The 15,608-nt window shown below is 44.4% G+C and carries 12 protein-coding genes, 1 tRNA gene and 1 pseudogene; 8 read left to right on the top strand and 6 right to left on the bottom strand.

The annotated features are described in order from the left end of the window. Positions 1 to 45: 45 nt before the first annotated feature. The 3 genes from BHV83_RS20975 to BHV83_RS20965 all read left to right on the top strand — a co-directional run bounded on the left by BHV83_RS20975 (position 46) and on the right by BHV83_RS20965 (position 2,302). Entirely contained in the window at positions 46 to 1,203 is a 1,158-nt protein-coding gene (locus tag BHV83_RS20975) for a redoxin domain-containing protein (protein ID WP_036724802.1), read from the top strand. 220 nt (positions 1,204 to 1,423) lie between these two features. Further along, positions 1,424 to 1,894 carry a transcription elongation factor GreA gene (gene greA / locus BHV83_RS20970; protein WP_005635609.1) on the top strand — a complete coding sequence of 157 codons (471 nt, stop codon included), beginning with the start codon at positions 1,424 to 1,426 and terminating at the stop codon, positions 1,892 to 1,894. Between the two features lie 12 nt (positions 1,895 to 1,906). Then, on the top strand, positions 1,907 to 2,302 hold the full coding sequence (locus tag BHV83_RS20965) for an HIT family protein (RefSeq protein WP_122206010.1): 396 nt from the start codon (positions 1,907 to 1,909) through the stop codon (positions 2,300 to 2,302). Between the two features lie 222 nt (positions 2,303 to 2,524). On the opposite strand, the gene BHV83_RS20960 is transcribed toward BHV83_RS20965, so the two are convergent. The 3 genes from BHV83_RS20960 to BHV83_RS20950 are packed head-to-tail and all read right to left on the bottom strand — an operon-like array spanning position 2,525 to position 4,707. Then, positions 2,525 to 3,256, bottom strand: a complete 732-nt coding sequence (locus BHV83_RS20960; protein ID WP_022321628.1) for a head GIN domain-containing protein — start codon at positions 3,254 to 3,256, stop codon at positions 2,525 to 2,527. 20 nt (positions 3,257 to 3,276) lie between these two features. Continuing rightward, positions 3,277 to 4,368 (bottom strand): PspC domain-containing protein, encoded by a 1,092-nt coding sequence (locus BHV83_RS20955; RefSeq protein ID WP_005635615.1) that lies wholly within the window; start codon positions 4,366 to 4,368, stop codon positions 3,277 to 3,279. Between the two features lie 12 nt (positions 4,369 to 4,380). Then, on the bottom strand, positions 4,381 to 4,707 hold the full coding sequence (locus BHV83_RS20950; protein ID WP_005635619.1) for a PadR family transcriptional regulator: 327 nt from the start codon (positions 4,705 to 4,707) through the stop codon (positions 4,381 to 4,383). 187 nt (positions 4,708 to 4,894) lie between these two features. On the opposite strand from BHV83_RS20950, the gene BHV83_RS20945 reads away from it, so the two are divergent. The 3 genes from BHV83_RS20945 (at position 4,895) to BHV83_RS20935 (ending at position 8,083) form a co-directional block, all read left to right on the top strand. Further along, positions 4,895 to 6,730 carry an AMP-dependent synthetase/ligase gene (locus BHV83_RS20945; RefSeq protein ID WP_005651458.1) on the top strand — a complete coding sequence of 612 codons (1,836 nt, stop codon included), beginning with the start codon at positions 4,895 to 4,897 and terminating at the stop codon, positions 6,728 to 6,730. A gap of 76 nt (positions 6,731 to 6,806) precedes the next feature. Continuing rightward, positions 6,807 to 7,932 (top strand): peptide chain release factor 2 gene (gene prfB / locus BHV83_RS20940; protein ID WP_121955699.1). Its coding sequence is split into 2 segments (ribosomal slippage): positions 6,807 to 6,869 and positions 6,871 to 7,932, totalling 1,125 coding nucleotides; the frame shifts between segments, so codons are not numbered across the junction. Positions 7,933 to 8,009: 77 nt separating this feature from the next. Further along, a tRNA-Ile gene (locus tag BHV83_RS20935) sits at positions 8,010 to 8,083 on the top strand. Between the two features lie 63 nt (positions 8,084 to 8,146). Here the strand turns inward: BHV83_RS20935 and BHV83_RS20930 are convergent. Together BHV83_RS20930 and BHV83_RS20925 are read right to left on the bottom strand one after the other, a co-directional pair. Beyond that, a pseudogene (locus tag BHV83_RS20930) lies at positions 8,147 to 9,128 on the bottom strand (MFS transporter). A gap of 12 nt (positions 9,129 to 9,140) precedes the next feature. Continuing rightward, positions 9,141 to 9,710: a hypothetical protein gene (locus BHV83_RS20925; protein WP_122206009.1), complete on the bottom strand. Its 570-nt coding sequence runs from the start codon at positions 9,708 to 9,710 to the stop codon at positions 9,141 to 9,143. A 138-nt stretch (positions 9,711 to 9,848) separates the two neighbouring features. Between BHV83_RS20925 and BHV83_RS20920 the strand changes: the two genes are divergently transcribed. Next, positions 9,849 to 11,045, top strand: a complete 1,197-nt coding sequence (locus BHV83_RS20920) for a DUF4272 domain-containing protein (protein WP_122206008.1) — start codon at positions 9,849 to 9,851, stop codon at positions 11,043 to 11,045. Positions 11,046 to 11,629: 584 nt separating this feature from the next. Here BHV83_RS20920 and BHV83_RS20915 read toward each other — a convergent pair. Continuing rightward, a complete protein-coding gene (locus BHV83_RS20915) occupies positions 11,630 to 13,582 on the bottom strand; it encodes an SGNH/GDSL hydrolase family protein (protein ID WP_122206007.1) in 1,953 nt (650 codons plus the stop codon). A gap of 154 nt (positions 13,583 to 13,736) precedes the next feature. On the opposite strand from BHV83_RS20915, the gene BHV83_RS20910 reads away from it, so the two are divergent. Continuing rightward, positions 13,737 to 15,179, top strand: coding sequence for an MFS transporter (locus tag BHV83_RS20910; RefSeq protein ID WP_036724789.1), 1,443 nt, complete (start codon positions 13,737 to 13,739; stop codon positions 15,177 to 15,179). Positions 15,180 to 15,608 lie beyond the last annotated feature (429 nt).

Genomic DNA, 15,608 nt, shown 5'->3' with positions numbered 1-15,608 from the left:
ATTAATGTATATTTGCAGCGGATTAAAACAAGAAGTAAAGATATGATGAAACAAATATCCACACGACTGTTGACTGTTTTAGGACTGTGCATGTTCTTTCTCTCAGCTTGTAACAACTCCTCGGATTTCACTGTGAAGGGAGTCGTGGCTGGGGCTGATGGTCAGCTTATGTATTTGGAAAATGTCGGAATCTCTAATGTGGTGACACTCGATTCCATCAAGCTAGCTCCCGGCGGGAAGTTCAAGTTTACGGAAAAGCGTCCTGAGTATCCGGATTTTTATCGTTTGCGTCTGAACAATCAGCTGATCAATTTCGCGGTCGATTCGACCGAAACCATATCCTTCGTCGCTGATGCTGGTACTTTCGCGACTTCTTATTCTGTGGAAGGGTCTGAAAACTCAAAGGCGATAAAGGCGATCACTTTGGCACAACTGGATGCAAACCAGGCTATCAGCCGTCTACGGAAGGAATATGAGGATAAGATGATTTCAGATACGACCTACCGTATGAAGGTTTTGGCTGCTGCCGATGCCTATAAAGAAGTCGCCCGGAAATATATTTATTCGGCGCCGATGTCCACAGCCGCCTATTTCGCTTTGTTCCAGCAGATCGATGGCTTGTTGTTCTTTGATTTGTATGACAGGAAAGATGTCAAGGCATATGGGGCGGTTGCGACCAGCTACAATCATACTTATCCGGAAAGTCCGCGTTCGAAGCATTTGTACAATCTGACATTGCAATCCATGAAGGTCTTGCGTGCGCAACGTCCTGTCGATTACAGCAATGTGGAAACAAAAGAAATTTCATTCCTTGATATCGAATTGCCGGATGTTCGGGGTGAAGTGGTAAAACTGTCTACGGTTGCTCCCGGCAAGGTGGTGTTGATAAACTTTACGGCTTATCAGACGGAATGGTCGCCGGCTTTGAATATGGCATTGGGTGAATTGTACACAAAATACCATGACCAAGGACTTGAAATTTATCAGGTGTCGTTGGATAGTGATTTCCATTTCTGGAGAAACGGGGCCTCTAATTTGCCGTGGGTTACTGTCCACGATCCGCAGTCTGTTTATTCGCAGGTGGCAGGTTTGTACAATGTAAAACAATTGCCCGCTCTTTTCATCCTCGATCGCAAAGGAAACTTGGTTAAGCGTGTCGAAGACGTGAAGAAACTGGAAGCAGACGTAAAAGCAGTACTTTGATTTGTGAATTATAATTTATACGTTGATGAAATCATAATTCATAGGTCCTAACATGTTGTAAAGCACTTCAAAAGGATTTGCGTTCTTAAAAAAGATCGTTTATCTTTGCAAAGTCTAAAAATACAGAGAAAGAGGAGTTCCGGCCAAGCAGTTGGTCGGGATTCTTTTTTTATTATGCAATAATCAATAATAACATTTTAAATAAATAGGAGGATTTAGTATGGCAGTGAGCTATATGACGAAAGATGGCTATGATAAGATTTTAGCTGAAATCAATTATCTGGAAACAGTGAAACGTCCGGAAATATCTGCCCAGATTGCAGAGGCCCGTGACAAAGGTGATTTGTCTGAAAATGCTGAGTATGACGCAGCAAAGGAAGCACAGGGCATAATGGAAGCAAAGCTTTCCCAGTTGAAGGGTTTGATTTCAAATGCCCGCCTGATAGACGAAACCCGTGTTCAAACAGATGAAGTTCAGATCCTGAACAAGGTTAAGATCAAGAACACAAAGAACAATGCAGTCATGACGTATACTCTGGTCTCAGATTCGGAAGCAAACCTGAAAGAAGGCAAGATTGCGGTCAGTACTCCGATTGCGCAGGGGCTGATGGGAAAAAAGGTCGGTGACATTGTGGAAATCAAAGTCCCATCCGGCATGATGAGCTTTGAAATTATGGATATATCGATTTAATAATATAACATTATGGCATCAATATTCAGTAGAATTGTGGCAGGAGAGATCCCTTGTCATAAAGCGGCGGAAAACGAAGAATTCTTTGCTTTTCTGGACATTAATCCGGTTGCTGTCGGTCATACGTTGGTGATTCCGAAAAAAGAAATCGATTATATTTTCGACATAGAAGATCCCATGCTTGGACGTATGATGGCATTTGCCAAACGGGTGGCTCGTGCACAAGAAGCTGTTATACCTTGCAAAAGGGTAGGTTTGGCAGTTATGGGACTGGAAGTTCCTCATGCGCATATTCATTTAATTCCGATCCAGAAGGAGTCTGATATGTATTTTGGCGGAAAGAAAATGGAGGTTACTCAGGACGTGCTCGCAGACACCGCTGCACGGATAAGAAATGCCTTTAAATAAATGAGGTAAAGTCTTTTTTGGTAAAAAACTTTATGTATATTTGTAACCGCTTCTTCCTCTGTATGACAATATTGAGAGGAAGAAAGCGGTTTTTTTATAAAGATTCATTAGTGGTTTTTACTCATAAATTTGTTAACCTTAGAAGAAAGGCCCCCCTTGTGAAAGGACGGCCTTCTTTTTTTAACACACAATTATCGTTATACGCAATTTTATTTGGGGTTTTTAATCGACTTTGGTTATGGAACCGCTCCCGATAATGCTCTTTTCCTTTATGTTCGGATTTCCTTTGTATCGGATAGTCCCGCTCCCGGCTATTTTGGTGGATATTGCCTTGTTTGCGGTGATTTCGATATGGGTGCTTCCGGCCGCTTTGCAAGTAAGTTCTTCTGTCTCCAGACCGAACGCTTTGATCTTGCTGCTACCGGCGCTTTTAATATTCATCTTTTCTGTTTTACCGCTTAGAGAGACAGTGCCGCTACCCGCGATTTCGCAATCTAAACGGGTGATGGCAATGGAATCGGCTTTTATAGTTCCTCCTCCTGCAAATCTAATTTCCAGTTTTTTGCCGTTGAGACCTTTGCCTAAATCACAATTGCCTCCGCCTGCCATTTTGAACTCTTTCAGTGCAGTCGAGTTGGTTATCACGATAAAGCGGGTGGGGTTGATTCCGGTATGCCTATTTTTGGGGCGGACAACCAACACTTTGCTATCGGTATTGATATCCAGAAGATCCATGATATTTTGGTCTGTCTCGACTTTCAGATAGGGAACGTCATCCGATTGCATATATTTGAAGTCGACGTTTTCTCCCTCGATTTGTATCTCGTCGTAATCCTTTATCGGGATTTCCTTGCTTACGACATTGCCGTCACCGGAAACCTTGTTTATATGGCAGGAGCATAAAAGCCCTGCCATGAGTATGAGTACCAGTATGAATGAATATGATTTTTTCATGATTCTGTTGTTTTTATAGATTATATATTGAAGAAATTGTACCAGGGTAATGTGCTCCATCCGTTTATTCCGGTCTGGTAGAAGTAGATGACGCACAGCACTACGGATACTAACCATAAGATCAGCAACGTCCATTTGGCCGTATTGGGCAATGGCTTGGCTTTGAATAGTTGCATGCAGATTGCATATACCAGGGCAAAAATAGGAATGCCAATCAGTAGAATGAATCCGATGCATCCCATGATGGCCAATGAAATAGGTGCTCCCGCTATCAGATTGGCCCCGAACGGCGACAATTGATATAGGAAGCCTGTGCCTCCGGCAATAAGGGCAAAGGTGACGACGACCAATATAAAGGCAACGAGCAATAATGGCGGTAGCAGGATGATTCCGATCAGTATGGCCAGGAATTTGAGGATGAAGCCTACCACACCGACAAACAAGTCCGCCAGTTTTTGCAGAAAGCTTCTCGGTTTGTCGGAACTCATATAATCATTTACATTATTGCTGACCTTCTCGAAGCCATCCGTAACTGTTTTGCCTATGTTTTCGAGGGTGACGCTTTGTCCGCGCATCATCAGCTTGTCGGCTGCGGTCCGGGCCAACGGCATTACCAGCCATAGTATAAGGTATAAGATGATGATCGGTGCATAAGGAATAAAAAGCAGGATGATCATAGCAAGGCGTACAGCCGTCACGTCCCATCCCATATAAGCGGCGATACCACCGGCTACACCTCCCAATACCCGGTTGTCCGGATCGCGCATCAGCTTTTTCGGGCCTCTGGGAATCTCTTCTTCCTGAAAAGCTTGTGTCCTGGCTTCTTCCTTATATTCTTTTTCTTCTTCACCTTCAAACAATTCTTCCGGCTTGCCCATACGCTTGATTACTTCTTCGACATGTTCGATTGTGATCACTTCGTAGCCCAGTCGAACCCGCTCGTTGAATAGTTCGGAGATACGCATTTCAAAATCGTTCATAATCTCTTCCGAACCTTCTTCCTTGCGGAAGTGGATGCGGAGGTTTGCTAGATATTTATCGAGTAGTTGATATGCATCTTCGTCAATGTGGAAAACCGTTCCTCCCAAATTAACTGTCAGTGTCTTCTTCATTGTTTTCTGATTTTAATTGTTTCTGATGTGGTTTATTGTATCATTCAGTTCCTGCCAGGATGTTTCCAGCTCTCCAAGAAATTCTTCTCCCTTCGGGGTGAGCTGGTAATACTTGCGAGGCGGTCCTTGAGTAGATTCTATCCACTGGTAGCTTAACAATTCGCTGTTCTTTAGTCTTGTTAACAGAGGATATAGGGTACCTTCCACTACAATCAATTTAGCTTCCTGTAACTTCTGGATAATGTCAGAGGTGTACGCCGGCTCTTTTTTGAGAAGCAATAGAATACAATATTCCAATGTTCCCTTTCTCATTTGTGATTTTACGTTCTCTGCATTCATTTTTATTTTGTTTTACGCTACAAATATATGCATTGCCTGTGTACTATGCAATACATACTACTATGTTTATCCTAATTTAACATTAATATTGCACAAATCCGGCACTTTTGTGTAAAAAAGGGGCTAATCTCGTGACAAATAGAATAGAAAACCGTACTTTTGCAACATCAATTCAAAACAAAGAATTATGATTTACTACCATTATGCCGAGTTGGTTCATCGACAGGCAGAAAAATATGGCTCCCGTACCGCATTGAAATATCGTGATAATGCAACCGGGAAATGGTTAAAAATATCTTGGAAGGAATTTTCTGAAAAAGTTATGCTTACGGCCAAGGCAATGGCCGAATTCGGGATAGAAGTACAGGATAATATCGGGGTTTATTCACAGAATATGCCGCAATGCTTTTATACGGATTTTGGGGCATATGCGAACCGTGTGGTTTCTATTCCGATGTATGCAACGAATTCTCCGGGGCAGATCGAGTATATAATCAATGATGCTCATATACATACTTTGTTTGTCGGCGAGCAGTTGCAGTACAATAATGCATTCAAGGTGCAGAAAGAATCTCAATACCTGAAGCGCCTGGTGGTGTTTGATCCGGCTGTCAAGTTGAACCCGGAAGACAAGACTTCGATTTATTTTGACGATTTTTTGCGGCTGGGCGATAATGCGCATGCCGAGACAACGGTAAAGATCCGTACGAACGAGGCGGTGCCGGAAGACTTGGCTACCATAATATATACTTCCGGGACGACAGGAGAATCCAAAGGTGTCATGCTCCATCATTCCAATTATTTGGAAGCCATGCGTATCCATGATATCCGCCTCCCGATGGTGACGGATAAAGACCTTTCTATGTGTTTCTTGCCACTGACTCATATTTTTGAAAAAGCGTGGTCTTACTATTGCCTGCATAAGGGAGTGACGATTGCGATCAACCAGGATCCTAAAATGATTCAGAAGACATTGCCGGAGGTACACCCTACATTGATGTGCAACGTCCCTCGGTTCTGGGAGAAGGTATATGCCGGCGTGCATGAAAAGATCAACTCGTCATCTTCCACCATGAAGAAAATCTTTTTGGATGCTATCGAGACCGGGCGCAAGTATAACCTGGAATATAAAAATAAGAGCATTCCGGCTCCTTTCGGGTTGAAATTGAAGTTCGAAATGTATAATAAGACTGTTTTCAATTTGCTGAAACGGGTGTTGGGGATCGAACGTGGTCGTTTTTTCCCGGTGGCCGGTGCGCCGCTCTCGGATACGGTCAATGAATTTTTGCAGTCTGTCAATATCCCTATTGTGTATGGTTACGGTTTGAGCGAGACGACAGCGACCGTCTGCTTCTATCCTGAAATCGGATTTCAGTTCGGTTCGATCGGAGAAGTCATGCCAGATGTACAGGTACGGATTGATCCGGAGAATAGCGAAATTCTGGTAAAAGGCAAGACTGTGATGTCCGGTTATTATAATAAGCCGGCCGAAAATGAAAAGGCGTTTACGGAAGATGGTTATTTTCGTACAGGAGATGCCGGAAGGATGGAAGGGAACACGTTGTTCTTTACTGAACGTATCAAGGACTTATATAAGACATCGAACGGCAAATACATCGCTCCGCAAGCGATTGAAATGGTTATGAGCGGCGATCAGTATATCGAACAGATTGCTGTTATCGGTGACCAGCGTAAGTTTGTCAGCGCGTTGATTGTTCCCGCTTATCCATTATTGGAAAAGTATGCCGAAGAAAAGGGGCTGGCTGTCGGTAGCCGGAAAGAACTTGTCCGAAATAAGGAAATCCTTCGCCTGATCGAGACACATATTGAGGAAAACCAGAAGAACTTGGCTTCTTATGAGAAGATCAAGCGCTTCACCTTGCTGTCCGAACCTTTTACGATGGGGGCTGAACTGACGGATACACTTAAGCTCCGTCGTTCCGTCATTCTGAAGAAATACGCAGATCCGATCGAAAAGATGTACGAAGAAGCTTCGAATATGTGGGGTAGTAATCCGGTTTAGATGGGGTAGCTGTGACATTTTGATAGTCAGGAAAATTGAGTATCTTTGCGGAACAAATTTAAAAACAAGAATTTTTATGATCACATCAGACCAACTACACAATGTGTTGGAGCGCGAGCAAGCGCTGAGGGGGTATCTTTGACATAGATGGTAAGACCATCCAGTTAGAAGAAGAAGAGTTACGCACTCATGATCCTGGTTTCTGGGAAGATGCCAAACGGGCGGAAGTCCAGATGAAGAAAGTAAAAGAACTGAAAAAGTGGATCGAACTTTATAACGAGGTTCATGCTGCAGCAGAAGAATTGCAGTTGGCTTATGATTATGTAAAAGAAGGAATCGTTAGCGAAGAAGAAGTTGACGAGGCTTATGGCAATGCCATCCAGTTGGTGGAAAGCCTGGAGTTCCGCAATATGTTGCGTCAGGAAGCCGACCAGATGAGTTGTGTGCTGAAGATCAACTCCGGTGCCGGCGGTACGGAAAGCCAGGACTGGGCTTCCATGTTGCTCCGTATGTATACGCGTTGGGCGGAGGCGAATGGATATAAGATTTCCGTAGCCAACTATCAGGAAGGGGATGAGGCCGGTATTAAAACGGCGACTCTCAACATCGAAGGCGACTATGCTTACGGATATTTGAAGGGTGAAAACGGTGTGCATCGTCTGGTACGTGTGTCTCCTTATAACGCGCAAGGCAAGCGAATGACTTCATTTGCTTCTGTTTTTGTCACCCCGCTGGTCGACGACACGATCGAGGTGAAAATCGATCAGGCTGCCATCTCTTGGGATACGTTCCGTTCGGGAGGTGCCGGTGGGCAGAACGTGAACAAGGTGGAATCCGGAGTGCGTCTGCGTTATCAATTTAAAGATCCTTACACGGGCGAAGAAGAAGAGATCCTGATCGAGAATACGGAAACTCGCGACCAGCCTAAGAATCGGGAGAATGCGATGCGTCAGTTGCGTTCAATCTTGTATGATAAGGAATTGCAACATCGTATGGAAGAGCAGGCAAAGGTGGAAGCCGGAAAGAAAAAGATCGAATGGGGTTCCCAGATCCGTAGCTATGTGTTCGATGATCGTCGTGTAAAAGACCATCGTACCAATTTCCAGACATCCGATGTCAACGGTGTGATGGATGGTAAAATTGATGATTTCATCAAGGCTTACCTGATGGAGTTCGGTGCTGAGGAATCTGCAGAAAAGTAAGATTTCTACTTTAACATTTGCATATCTCGATTATAAATCGTAATATTGCACCCGATTTCAGAGCTACGCTTTGAACAGGTCCTATAGCTCAGTTGGTTAGAGCACCTGACTCATAATCAGGGAGTCCTTGGTTCAAGCCCAAGTGGGACCACACAAAAGGTTTACACATTGAGTGTAAACCTTTTGTGTTTTTAAGTACTTGCCGATTTCCATCTTATGCCGGTGCGGATGTTGCCCTTTTCCGCATGATGGGAGATACTTCCCGGAATGCGTTGATCTTCCTTGCCCAAAGTATGCAACCCAAAGAGCAAGTTGCGCATGCCATGAAGACAATACCCGTCGTGACCATCGTATCGTCCAATCCGACTAAAGGAGATACCAGTCCTCCGAACCCAAAGCCGACTGCACTCGATAAAGCCGAAGCTGTGCCGGCATGTTCACGTTCACATTCCATAGCCAAGGCGGTAGTCGAGGTGAAAGAGAAGCCCATCATGAATAGTAAGGTGATTAGCAATCCCTCGTAAATCCAGAAATTGCAATTTAGGTTCATGGCTATACATACGATAATGGAAAGGGCAAGCATGCCTATGCTACTGGCGAGCGTGTTGTTTTCCGGTCGGCGGAATCTGACGGATAAGCCGGCATCCCAATAGCAGGATAATTCCTAATGCCAGTAATACCCAGAAGATCCCTTTCCTGTCAATCCCTTCTGTTAAGCCTCCTCCGATGATCGGAGCGGCTACAGGAGCGACTCCGTTGATTGCTCCGATTATCGCAAGTGTCTTTGCCAACTCTTTACCGGTGAACATATCTGTCGCGACGGAACAGGAGATTACGATACCGCCGGCACCCGCAATCCCTTGTAGCAAGCGCAGTATTGCAAATATCTCGATAGTGGGAGCAAAGATGCAACCTATCGTGGAAATGATAAAAAGATACATGGCGGCCAACATTGGAGAGCGATGCCCATACTTATCACTTAGCGAGCCGAAAAAGATTTCTCCTGCCGCCAGTCCGATCATACTGGCTGTCAAACCTAATTGTACCAATGAAGGTGTTGTCTTGAAATATTCTCTCATCGAAGGCAGGCTGGGGAGATACATGTCTGTGACAAATGGCCCGAATGCCGTCAACATCCCTAACAGGGTAAGGAGAAAAAACTTGGAGTTTCCATTCTTACTTTGTATGTCAATCATCTTTTTTCTTTTTTATCTGATAAAACATGCAAAAGTACATTCAAACGAGCAAGTACGATTGTTTAAAATATCCGTTTCTTTGGTTATTATCGGTAGTTTTTCAATATCGGATTTCCGATCGCCCTCCTCGATCTGTTTTTCTTGGTTCGCCCCTTGTTGGAAAATACCGGTGAAGGTTACTCTGGCGGGCAAGCCGTTTGTATCGAGTGTCACCTCTTCTCGGTAATCTATGTCCATTGACGGTTCACCTCCACGGCTGACTTCGTAGGTTTTGTCCCCGATTTTGTTAAAATGTACCCAGGCATGTCCGTCAGCCATATCTTTGGGAGGCGTGTAGAATATGCCGGATAATTCCCCTTCCTCATGACTGAAATGAGTCGCTTGCCCATCCGGATATTGGATCCCGGCAAACTGGTTGCCAGAGTAAATGAATGAAGCGGTAACTAGCCCGTTTGAAAGAAGGACACTGGGCCGCCCGTCTATGCCTGTCAGCTTGATGTCGTCATTATCGCTGCAGGAAGATTGGCACAATCCGCCCATCAATAAGACGGCGGATAGAATAGTCGAAAGTAACTTGTTCATAATAATATCTGGTGTTTGTTTCTAATATGATGAATGGAGAGGAAAAAGGGTGCAGCATTTTCTTTGCGGATGTTTATAATTTGCTATTTTTGTAAAATGCTATAACCATCCGGTGGCTCGGATATAAAAAAGTAAAAAATGGAAAAAGCGAATGTTACTTTGTACACGGTCATCGGAGATTCTAACCGTATCGTGGAAGCAATCCGGGAACGTTTTGAAGAGATGACCAAAGAATTTGTTTGTGAAGACGAAACGATCGACTTGACTTTGCCGGATGGAACACATGTCATCTTCTCGATCAAGCACCGGATGAGCAAGCCGGACTTTATTGCTTCCCATATATCTGGTATGGCCAATTATTTCTCGCAGGTGAAGACGCCATTGGTTGGACTAAAAGAAAATGTCTTGCTCCAGATACGTGTGTTCAACTGTGTGACTGGGATCACTTTCGATCTGAACGACAATGAAGACCGGACGAACTATATCCTGAACCGTTTATTCGAGATTGCCGGAGACGTGAACGGTTTTCTGCTCTATCCGAGCATGCAGATCTTTACCGGTGAAGGGAAACTCCTCTTCTCTGCCAAAGGCGAAAGTCAGTTGACCGAATTTATCCCGGTCGGGAATGCCGATTTATTGGACGAGAACTACCAGGAAGAAACTCAGGCTGATGTGGAAAGACGTTTGCGTTCGATTGCGTTGCTCGAAGAGAAACATGTCCCTTATATGGAATATTTGCGTAGTGAAGCATTGGAAAGTGAAGCCCGTTTGAGAAGCCGGAAGGAGATGGTGCAACGTGCCGCCGCGTTGTTTGCCGTTGCTGTCTATTCGGAAGTCATGCTTTCGGGAGGTTCGGGACGGGAAGAAGCCCTGTTCTATTTTAATAAGATGGAACAGTTGTACGAGGTGGAATCTTACCTGTCACCGGCCGAAGCTGCTTATATCGATAATCCTGATCCGGAAGAACAGGAATGTATTCTGTTCGGATGGCGCTATGAATGTGCAGGTGTTTTGCTTTGGGCGGCAGGTGTTGTGGATGATTTGCCTTATCCGTCTGAGATTATTGATGTCCCTGTTTTGGCTGCTATTTTCTGGCAACATAAAGGTATCGGTGGATTGCTTTCGAAAGGTTTCTCCCGTTCGCAGTCCGAAATATTGGATGCTGCCGATATTACACTTCGGTATGATTGGGCTTGTGTGGAAGCACGAGTTCATGGAAAAGAAGCTCCTGCTTCGCTGAATGGGGACGTTGTCATGGAACGGCATTATGCCTTTAATTGGATTATCGGAGCGAATGGCGGTGCAGACTGGGATGATATCCAACCGAATACATGATGCTAGATCTATCACGATTTTGAAAATGTCTTGGATGAAGATATCAGTCTTTGCTCTTGATGGCAAATATCCCTTTGTCTCTATGCAGATTTCTTTTGCGAAAACTACCTTTATACTATCATGATTTGTTGTCAATTCATTAAAAATCAATGAGCGTAGAATGATAGATGGTATGAAAGTTGCTTTTCCTATAATCATGCTATCATAAAACAAGCACATTTTTTTCGAAAGCATATGACTTATTTTAAAGTAATTACCTACTTGTCTCTCTTGACATCCGGGTCTCACCACCTTTCATATCCAGGTCCTGCGACTGTACAGATGGGGGTGGAATCTTGTTAAAACGAGGGTATTTGTGAATAGATCTGCCTGTTTTTAGTTAAATTAGTCCGTTTCTTTTGGAAAAATCCCAAAGTGGCAGACAACTATGATTGTGGAATGATAGTAGCATGATAGTCAAATTTGCTACTATCATTCCTATACTTATTGATATTCAATAGATATATTCGAATTATGATAGTATGATAGTCCTTTTCGAAAACTTATGTAAGAAGAAGGTCTTCTTTTTGTCGAATGGAGAATCTTTATCTGCCGTTTACCACGAAATTTCGTATCTGGCATTCCGTTCCCTGTGAGGCGGGGTTCTTCTTTTTTGATATGCGGAGAACCAGTTTGTGATCCGTGTCTTTCAGTTCCGTTTCCAGCATGTAGACCCAGGGAATATAAAGATTGTGGCTCCATTCAGTGAAAGTATCCAGTTCTTTGAACGGGGCGCCGTCGACACTATATTCCAAGATTCCGGCAGAAGGTCCGCTGACGCAGAAAATACCGATCGCTTTCCCCCGGAAATCCAGTGTTAGTCGGTCTCCTGGACGTGTAGCTTCTAACATAGGAACATCGACAAAGCCGTTCCGCTTGCCGGCCTTGTTGTCGGGATGCCAGTTGTCTACTAATTTCCAACCTTTGTTCAAGTGGGCTTTTTCGAGAGCGATGAAGTCTCCGTTATAATAACTGTAGGCATCCAGCGGCTTGGCCGGAATGTCGTGTGCCGCAATTGTCCCTTCCGGCGAAACTCCTTTCCACATCTCGTCGAAAAGATGGCCGATAGCGGCAGCATAAAACTTATGGCCGAAAGGTTTCGGATGAGTGCCGCCGAACTCATCCCAGGTAAATTCGCCGTTTTGCATCCGTTCGCCGATCTCCTGGCAGAGATTAATCGAAGGAATAAGATAGTGATTCGCCACCCGTTCGTGATTCAGGATAACATCCGGCATCTGGCGGCGGGCGATCATCGGGATAAACGGGTCATAGATGAAATGCAACATGACGATATCCATTTCCGGGTTGCTTTCCAAAGCATGGCGCACTTCCCCTTCCATGCCGCGTACCTGTTCGAGGGCGCTGAATCTATTCGTGTCGTCGTTTACGGCGGCTTCAACAAAAAGAAGGTCGACTTTCCCTTTCGAAAGGATGTCATGTTGCAGGCGGAAGGAACCCGGAGTCGTCCCGGTCGAACCGATGCCTGCTTCTACCCATTCGAACTGTGTATAAGGGAAACGTTGCTGTAGTTGTCGCTCTATCATATTGCGCCATCCGTCCATTTCCGTGATGGAACCTCCCAGGAAGGCAACCCGCGCCCGGCGTTCTTTCTCGAATTTACGGAACGAGTTTTGCAAGCTGCCACGTACATTGTAATGTATATACTTTTCGTACTCCGGCTGCTGGCGAAGGATGAAGTCTACTACCGGTTCCGGATTGTCCAAACTATGTGGATGATGGTCGCACCCTTTCTTTAGGATAACTTCCACCGGACCTCCTGCCGCAAGGTAGCGCGAACGTACGACATCCATGTTTTCCTTGTAGGGGACGGTCTGATCGCTGTCGCCACATACACTGATGATCGGTATACCTGCGGCTGCAATCGGGGCGAGGTTGTCGATCGGGTTCCCTTTGAAATGTTCCATTCCTGCATCTGTCAGGTTCCATTCCTTCAACAGATCATTCCACAAAGCCGTGTTTTTTCTTCCCGGCCAGCTAAACACGTCGCAAACAGGAGCGTCTACATATATACAAGCCACTTTCTCTGTATTTTGAGCCGCCCAGTTGAAGACGAACAAACCGCCGCGGCTGAATCCTTCCAGCGTGACTTTTTCGGAAAGATTATAAAGATCCGTCATATTCTCATAGAATTCGGTACCCAGAGAAACTGCCCTTGGACTTCCATATAGATGAGTTACATCGTAATAAACAATGTGGAACCCTTTTTCCAGTAACGCTTTGTCCACGCTTGGAAAAGCATCGAAGAATGCCGGACGCCAGATCCACGGATTTCCTTTGGCTGCTTTTTTAGGAACGACAATGGTTGCCTGGCGATCCTTGAAGGTGAAATCGTAGCGGTCGCATCCGTTCCATTCGCCTGTTTTTTCATGGGCCTGGGCGACCAGACCGGTTATCAGGGACAGAAGTACCAGATAAATAATCTTTTTCATAATAATCATGGTATTTATAAAGTTTACATTGGAGGGGCAAACGTACATAAAATGCTTATTTTATGCAAATCAAACCTCTAAGAATCAGGGGTGGGATGTGAAAGAAATAAAAATACTTCGTGTATTCGCACACACAAACTTGTGTAGAACAAAAAAAATGCCTTATATTTGCCCCGTATTATGAAAAACGAATATTAATATCATGAACACATTTCAAAAAGCAAGTGAGAAAATGACAAATTACAGATGGACAATCTGTGCGATGTTATTTTTTGCAACAACAGTGAATTACCTCGATCGCCAGGTTCTTTCTTTGACCTGGGATGAATTTATCAAACCGGAGTTCCATTGGGATGAATCCCATTACGGTACGATAACATCAGTTTTCTCAATTGTGTATGCAATCTGTATGCTGTTTGCCGGCCGTTTTATCGACTGGATGGGTACGAAGAAAGGATATCTTTGGGCTATCGGTGTTTGGTCGTTCGGAGCCTGTCTCCATGCCGGTTGTGGTATTGCAACCGAACATTATGTCGGAATGAATAGTGCAGCCGAATTGATTGCAGCGACAGGAGATGTTGTTGTGATATTGGCAACCGTGAGTATGTATTTCTTTCTGGCTGCCCGTTGTATTCTGGCATTGGGTGAAGCAGGTAACTTCCCCGCTGCTATCAAGGTTACGGCTGAATACTTTCCAAAGAAAGACCGTGCTTATGCGACTTCGATCTTCAATGCCGGTGCTTCTATTGGGGCTTTGGTCGCTCCTATCTCTATTCCCTTGTTGGCAAAAGCTTGGGGTTGGGAAATGGCTTTTATCGTGATCGGTGCGCTCGGTTTTGTCTGGATGGGTTTGTGGGTATTCATGTACACGACCCCGGACAAGAGCAAACATGTGAATAAAGCCGAGTTGGAGTATATTGAACAGGATAAGAACGAAAAAGACATTGTCGTCGTCGAAGAAGAACACGAGAAGAAGATCGGTTTCCTGCAATGTTTCACGTTTAAACAGACTTGGGCCTTTGTTGTCGGTAAATTCATGACGGACGGGGTTTGGTGGTTTTTCCTTTTTTGGACTCCTTCTTATCTGAATACGCAGTTCGGTATCAAGACCTCCGATCCGTTGGGCATGGGGTTGATCTTTACTTTGTATGCCATCACGATGTTGTCTATTTACGGAGGTAAACTGCCGACGATTTTTATTAACCGAAGTGGAATGAACCCATATGCCGCTCGTATGAAAGCGATGTTGATTTTTGCTTTCTTTCCTTTGTTGGTACTGTTGGCGCAGCCGTTGGGTACGATTTCTCCGTGGTTTCCGGTTATCATGATTGGTATCGGTGGTGCAGCTCACCAGTCATGGTCTGCCAATATTTTCTCTACTGTCGGTGACATGTTTCCGAAATCGGCTATTGCAACCGTTACGGGTATCGGAGGTATGGCCGGTGGTGTCGGTTCCATGATCTTGCAGAAAGTGGCCGGGAATCTGTTTGTTTATGCAGATGCTACTCAGATGACATTTATGGGCTTCACTGGCAAGCCTGCCGGCTATTTCATTATCTTCTGCGTATGTGCCGTCGCTTATTTGATAGGTTGGACTATCATGAAGATTTTAGTTCCGAAATATAAAGTGATCGTTCTTGAATAGTTGACATAGAGAGTATATAGTTTATAAGAGAAGAAGGAGGATGTGTCCGTGTGGATGCATTCTCCTTTTTTATTAGTAGGAAAGCGGCTGCTTTTCCGAATACGTTCAAGAATGACTGGTTGACCAGTGTTTGATTGATTTTGCTCCGGAAAGAAAATCTTTGCGATCACTTAAATCACACTTTTTCGGGCGAAGGTGAAAGGAACTTTTCCTTTTTTATCATGATAATATCCCAATATTTTTTCTTACGTACCTTAAAGATAGAGTATTTGTATCCAGAGCGTAACGAAAAAAAAGTTTTCAAAACATTTGGAAGTTAGTATTAGAAGGATTACTTTTGCACCCGCATTCGAGCGAGAAGGTCGGCAGTTAACATGATGATGAGGTAGTTTCAGTGATAGCGAGGATGAGGTTAGCTAGGCTAAGCGA

This window comes from Parabacteroides sp. merdae-related_45_40 (assembly GCF_001915675.1).
The sequence above is the reverse complement of the archived record's forward strand: the minus strand, read 5'-3'. Positions and strand labels throughout refer to the sequence as shown.

Bases quoted from the DNA above. Each gene is read 5' to 3' on its own strand.
- BHV83_RS20975 (WP_036724802.1), top strand. From the start codon at position 46: ATGAAACAAATATCCACACGACTGTTGACTGTTTTAGGACTGTGCATG.
- BHV83_RS20910 (WP_036724789.1), top strand. From the start codon at position 13,737: ATGAACACATTTCAAAAAGCAAGTGAGAAAATGACAAATTACAGATGG.
- BHV83_RS20915 (WP_122206007.1), bottom strand. From the start codon at position 13,582: ATGTACGTTTGCCCCTCCAATGTAAACTTTATAAATACCATGATTATT.
- BHV83_RS20945 (WP_005651458.1), top strand. From the start codon at position 4,895: ATGATTTACTACCATTATGCCGAGTTGGTTCATCGACAGGCAGAAAAA.
- BHV83_RS20925 (WP_122206009.1), bottom strand. From the start codon at position 9,710: ATGAACAAGTTACTTTCGACTATTCTATCCGCCGTCTTATTGATGGGC.
- BHV83_RS20965 (WP_122206010.1), top strand. From the start codon at position 1,907: ATGGCATCAATATTCAGTAGAATTGTGGCAGGAGAGATCCCTTGTCAT.
- greA (WP_005635609.1), top strand. From the start codon at position 1,424: ATGGCAGTGAGCTATATGACGAAAGATGGCTATGATAAGATTTTAGCT.
- BHV83_RS20955 (WP_005635615.1), bottom strand. From the start codon at position 4,368: ATGAAGAAGACACTGACAGTTAATTTGGGAGGAACGGTTTTCCACATT.
- BHV83_RS20920 (WP_122206008.1), top strand. From the start codon at position 9,849: ATGGAAAAAGCGAATGTTACTTTGTACACGGTCATCGGAGATTCTAAC.
- BHV83_RS20950 (WP_005635619.1), bottom strand. From the start codon at position 4,707: ATGAATGCAGAGAACGTAAAATCACAAATGAGAAAGGGAACATTGGAA.
- BHV83_RS20960 (WP_022321628.1), bottom strand. From the start codon at position 3,256: ATGAAAAAATCATATTCATTCATACTGGTACTCATACTCATGGCAGGG.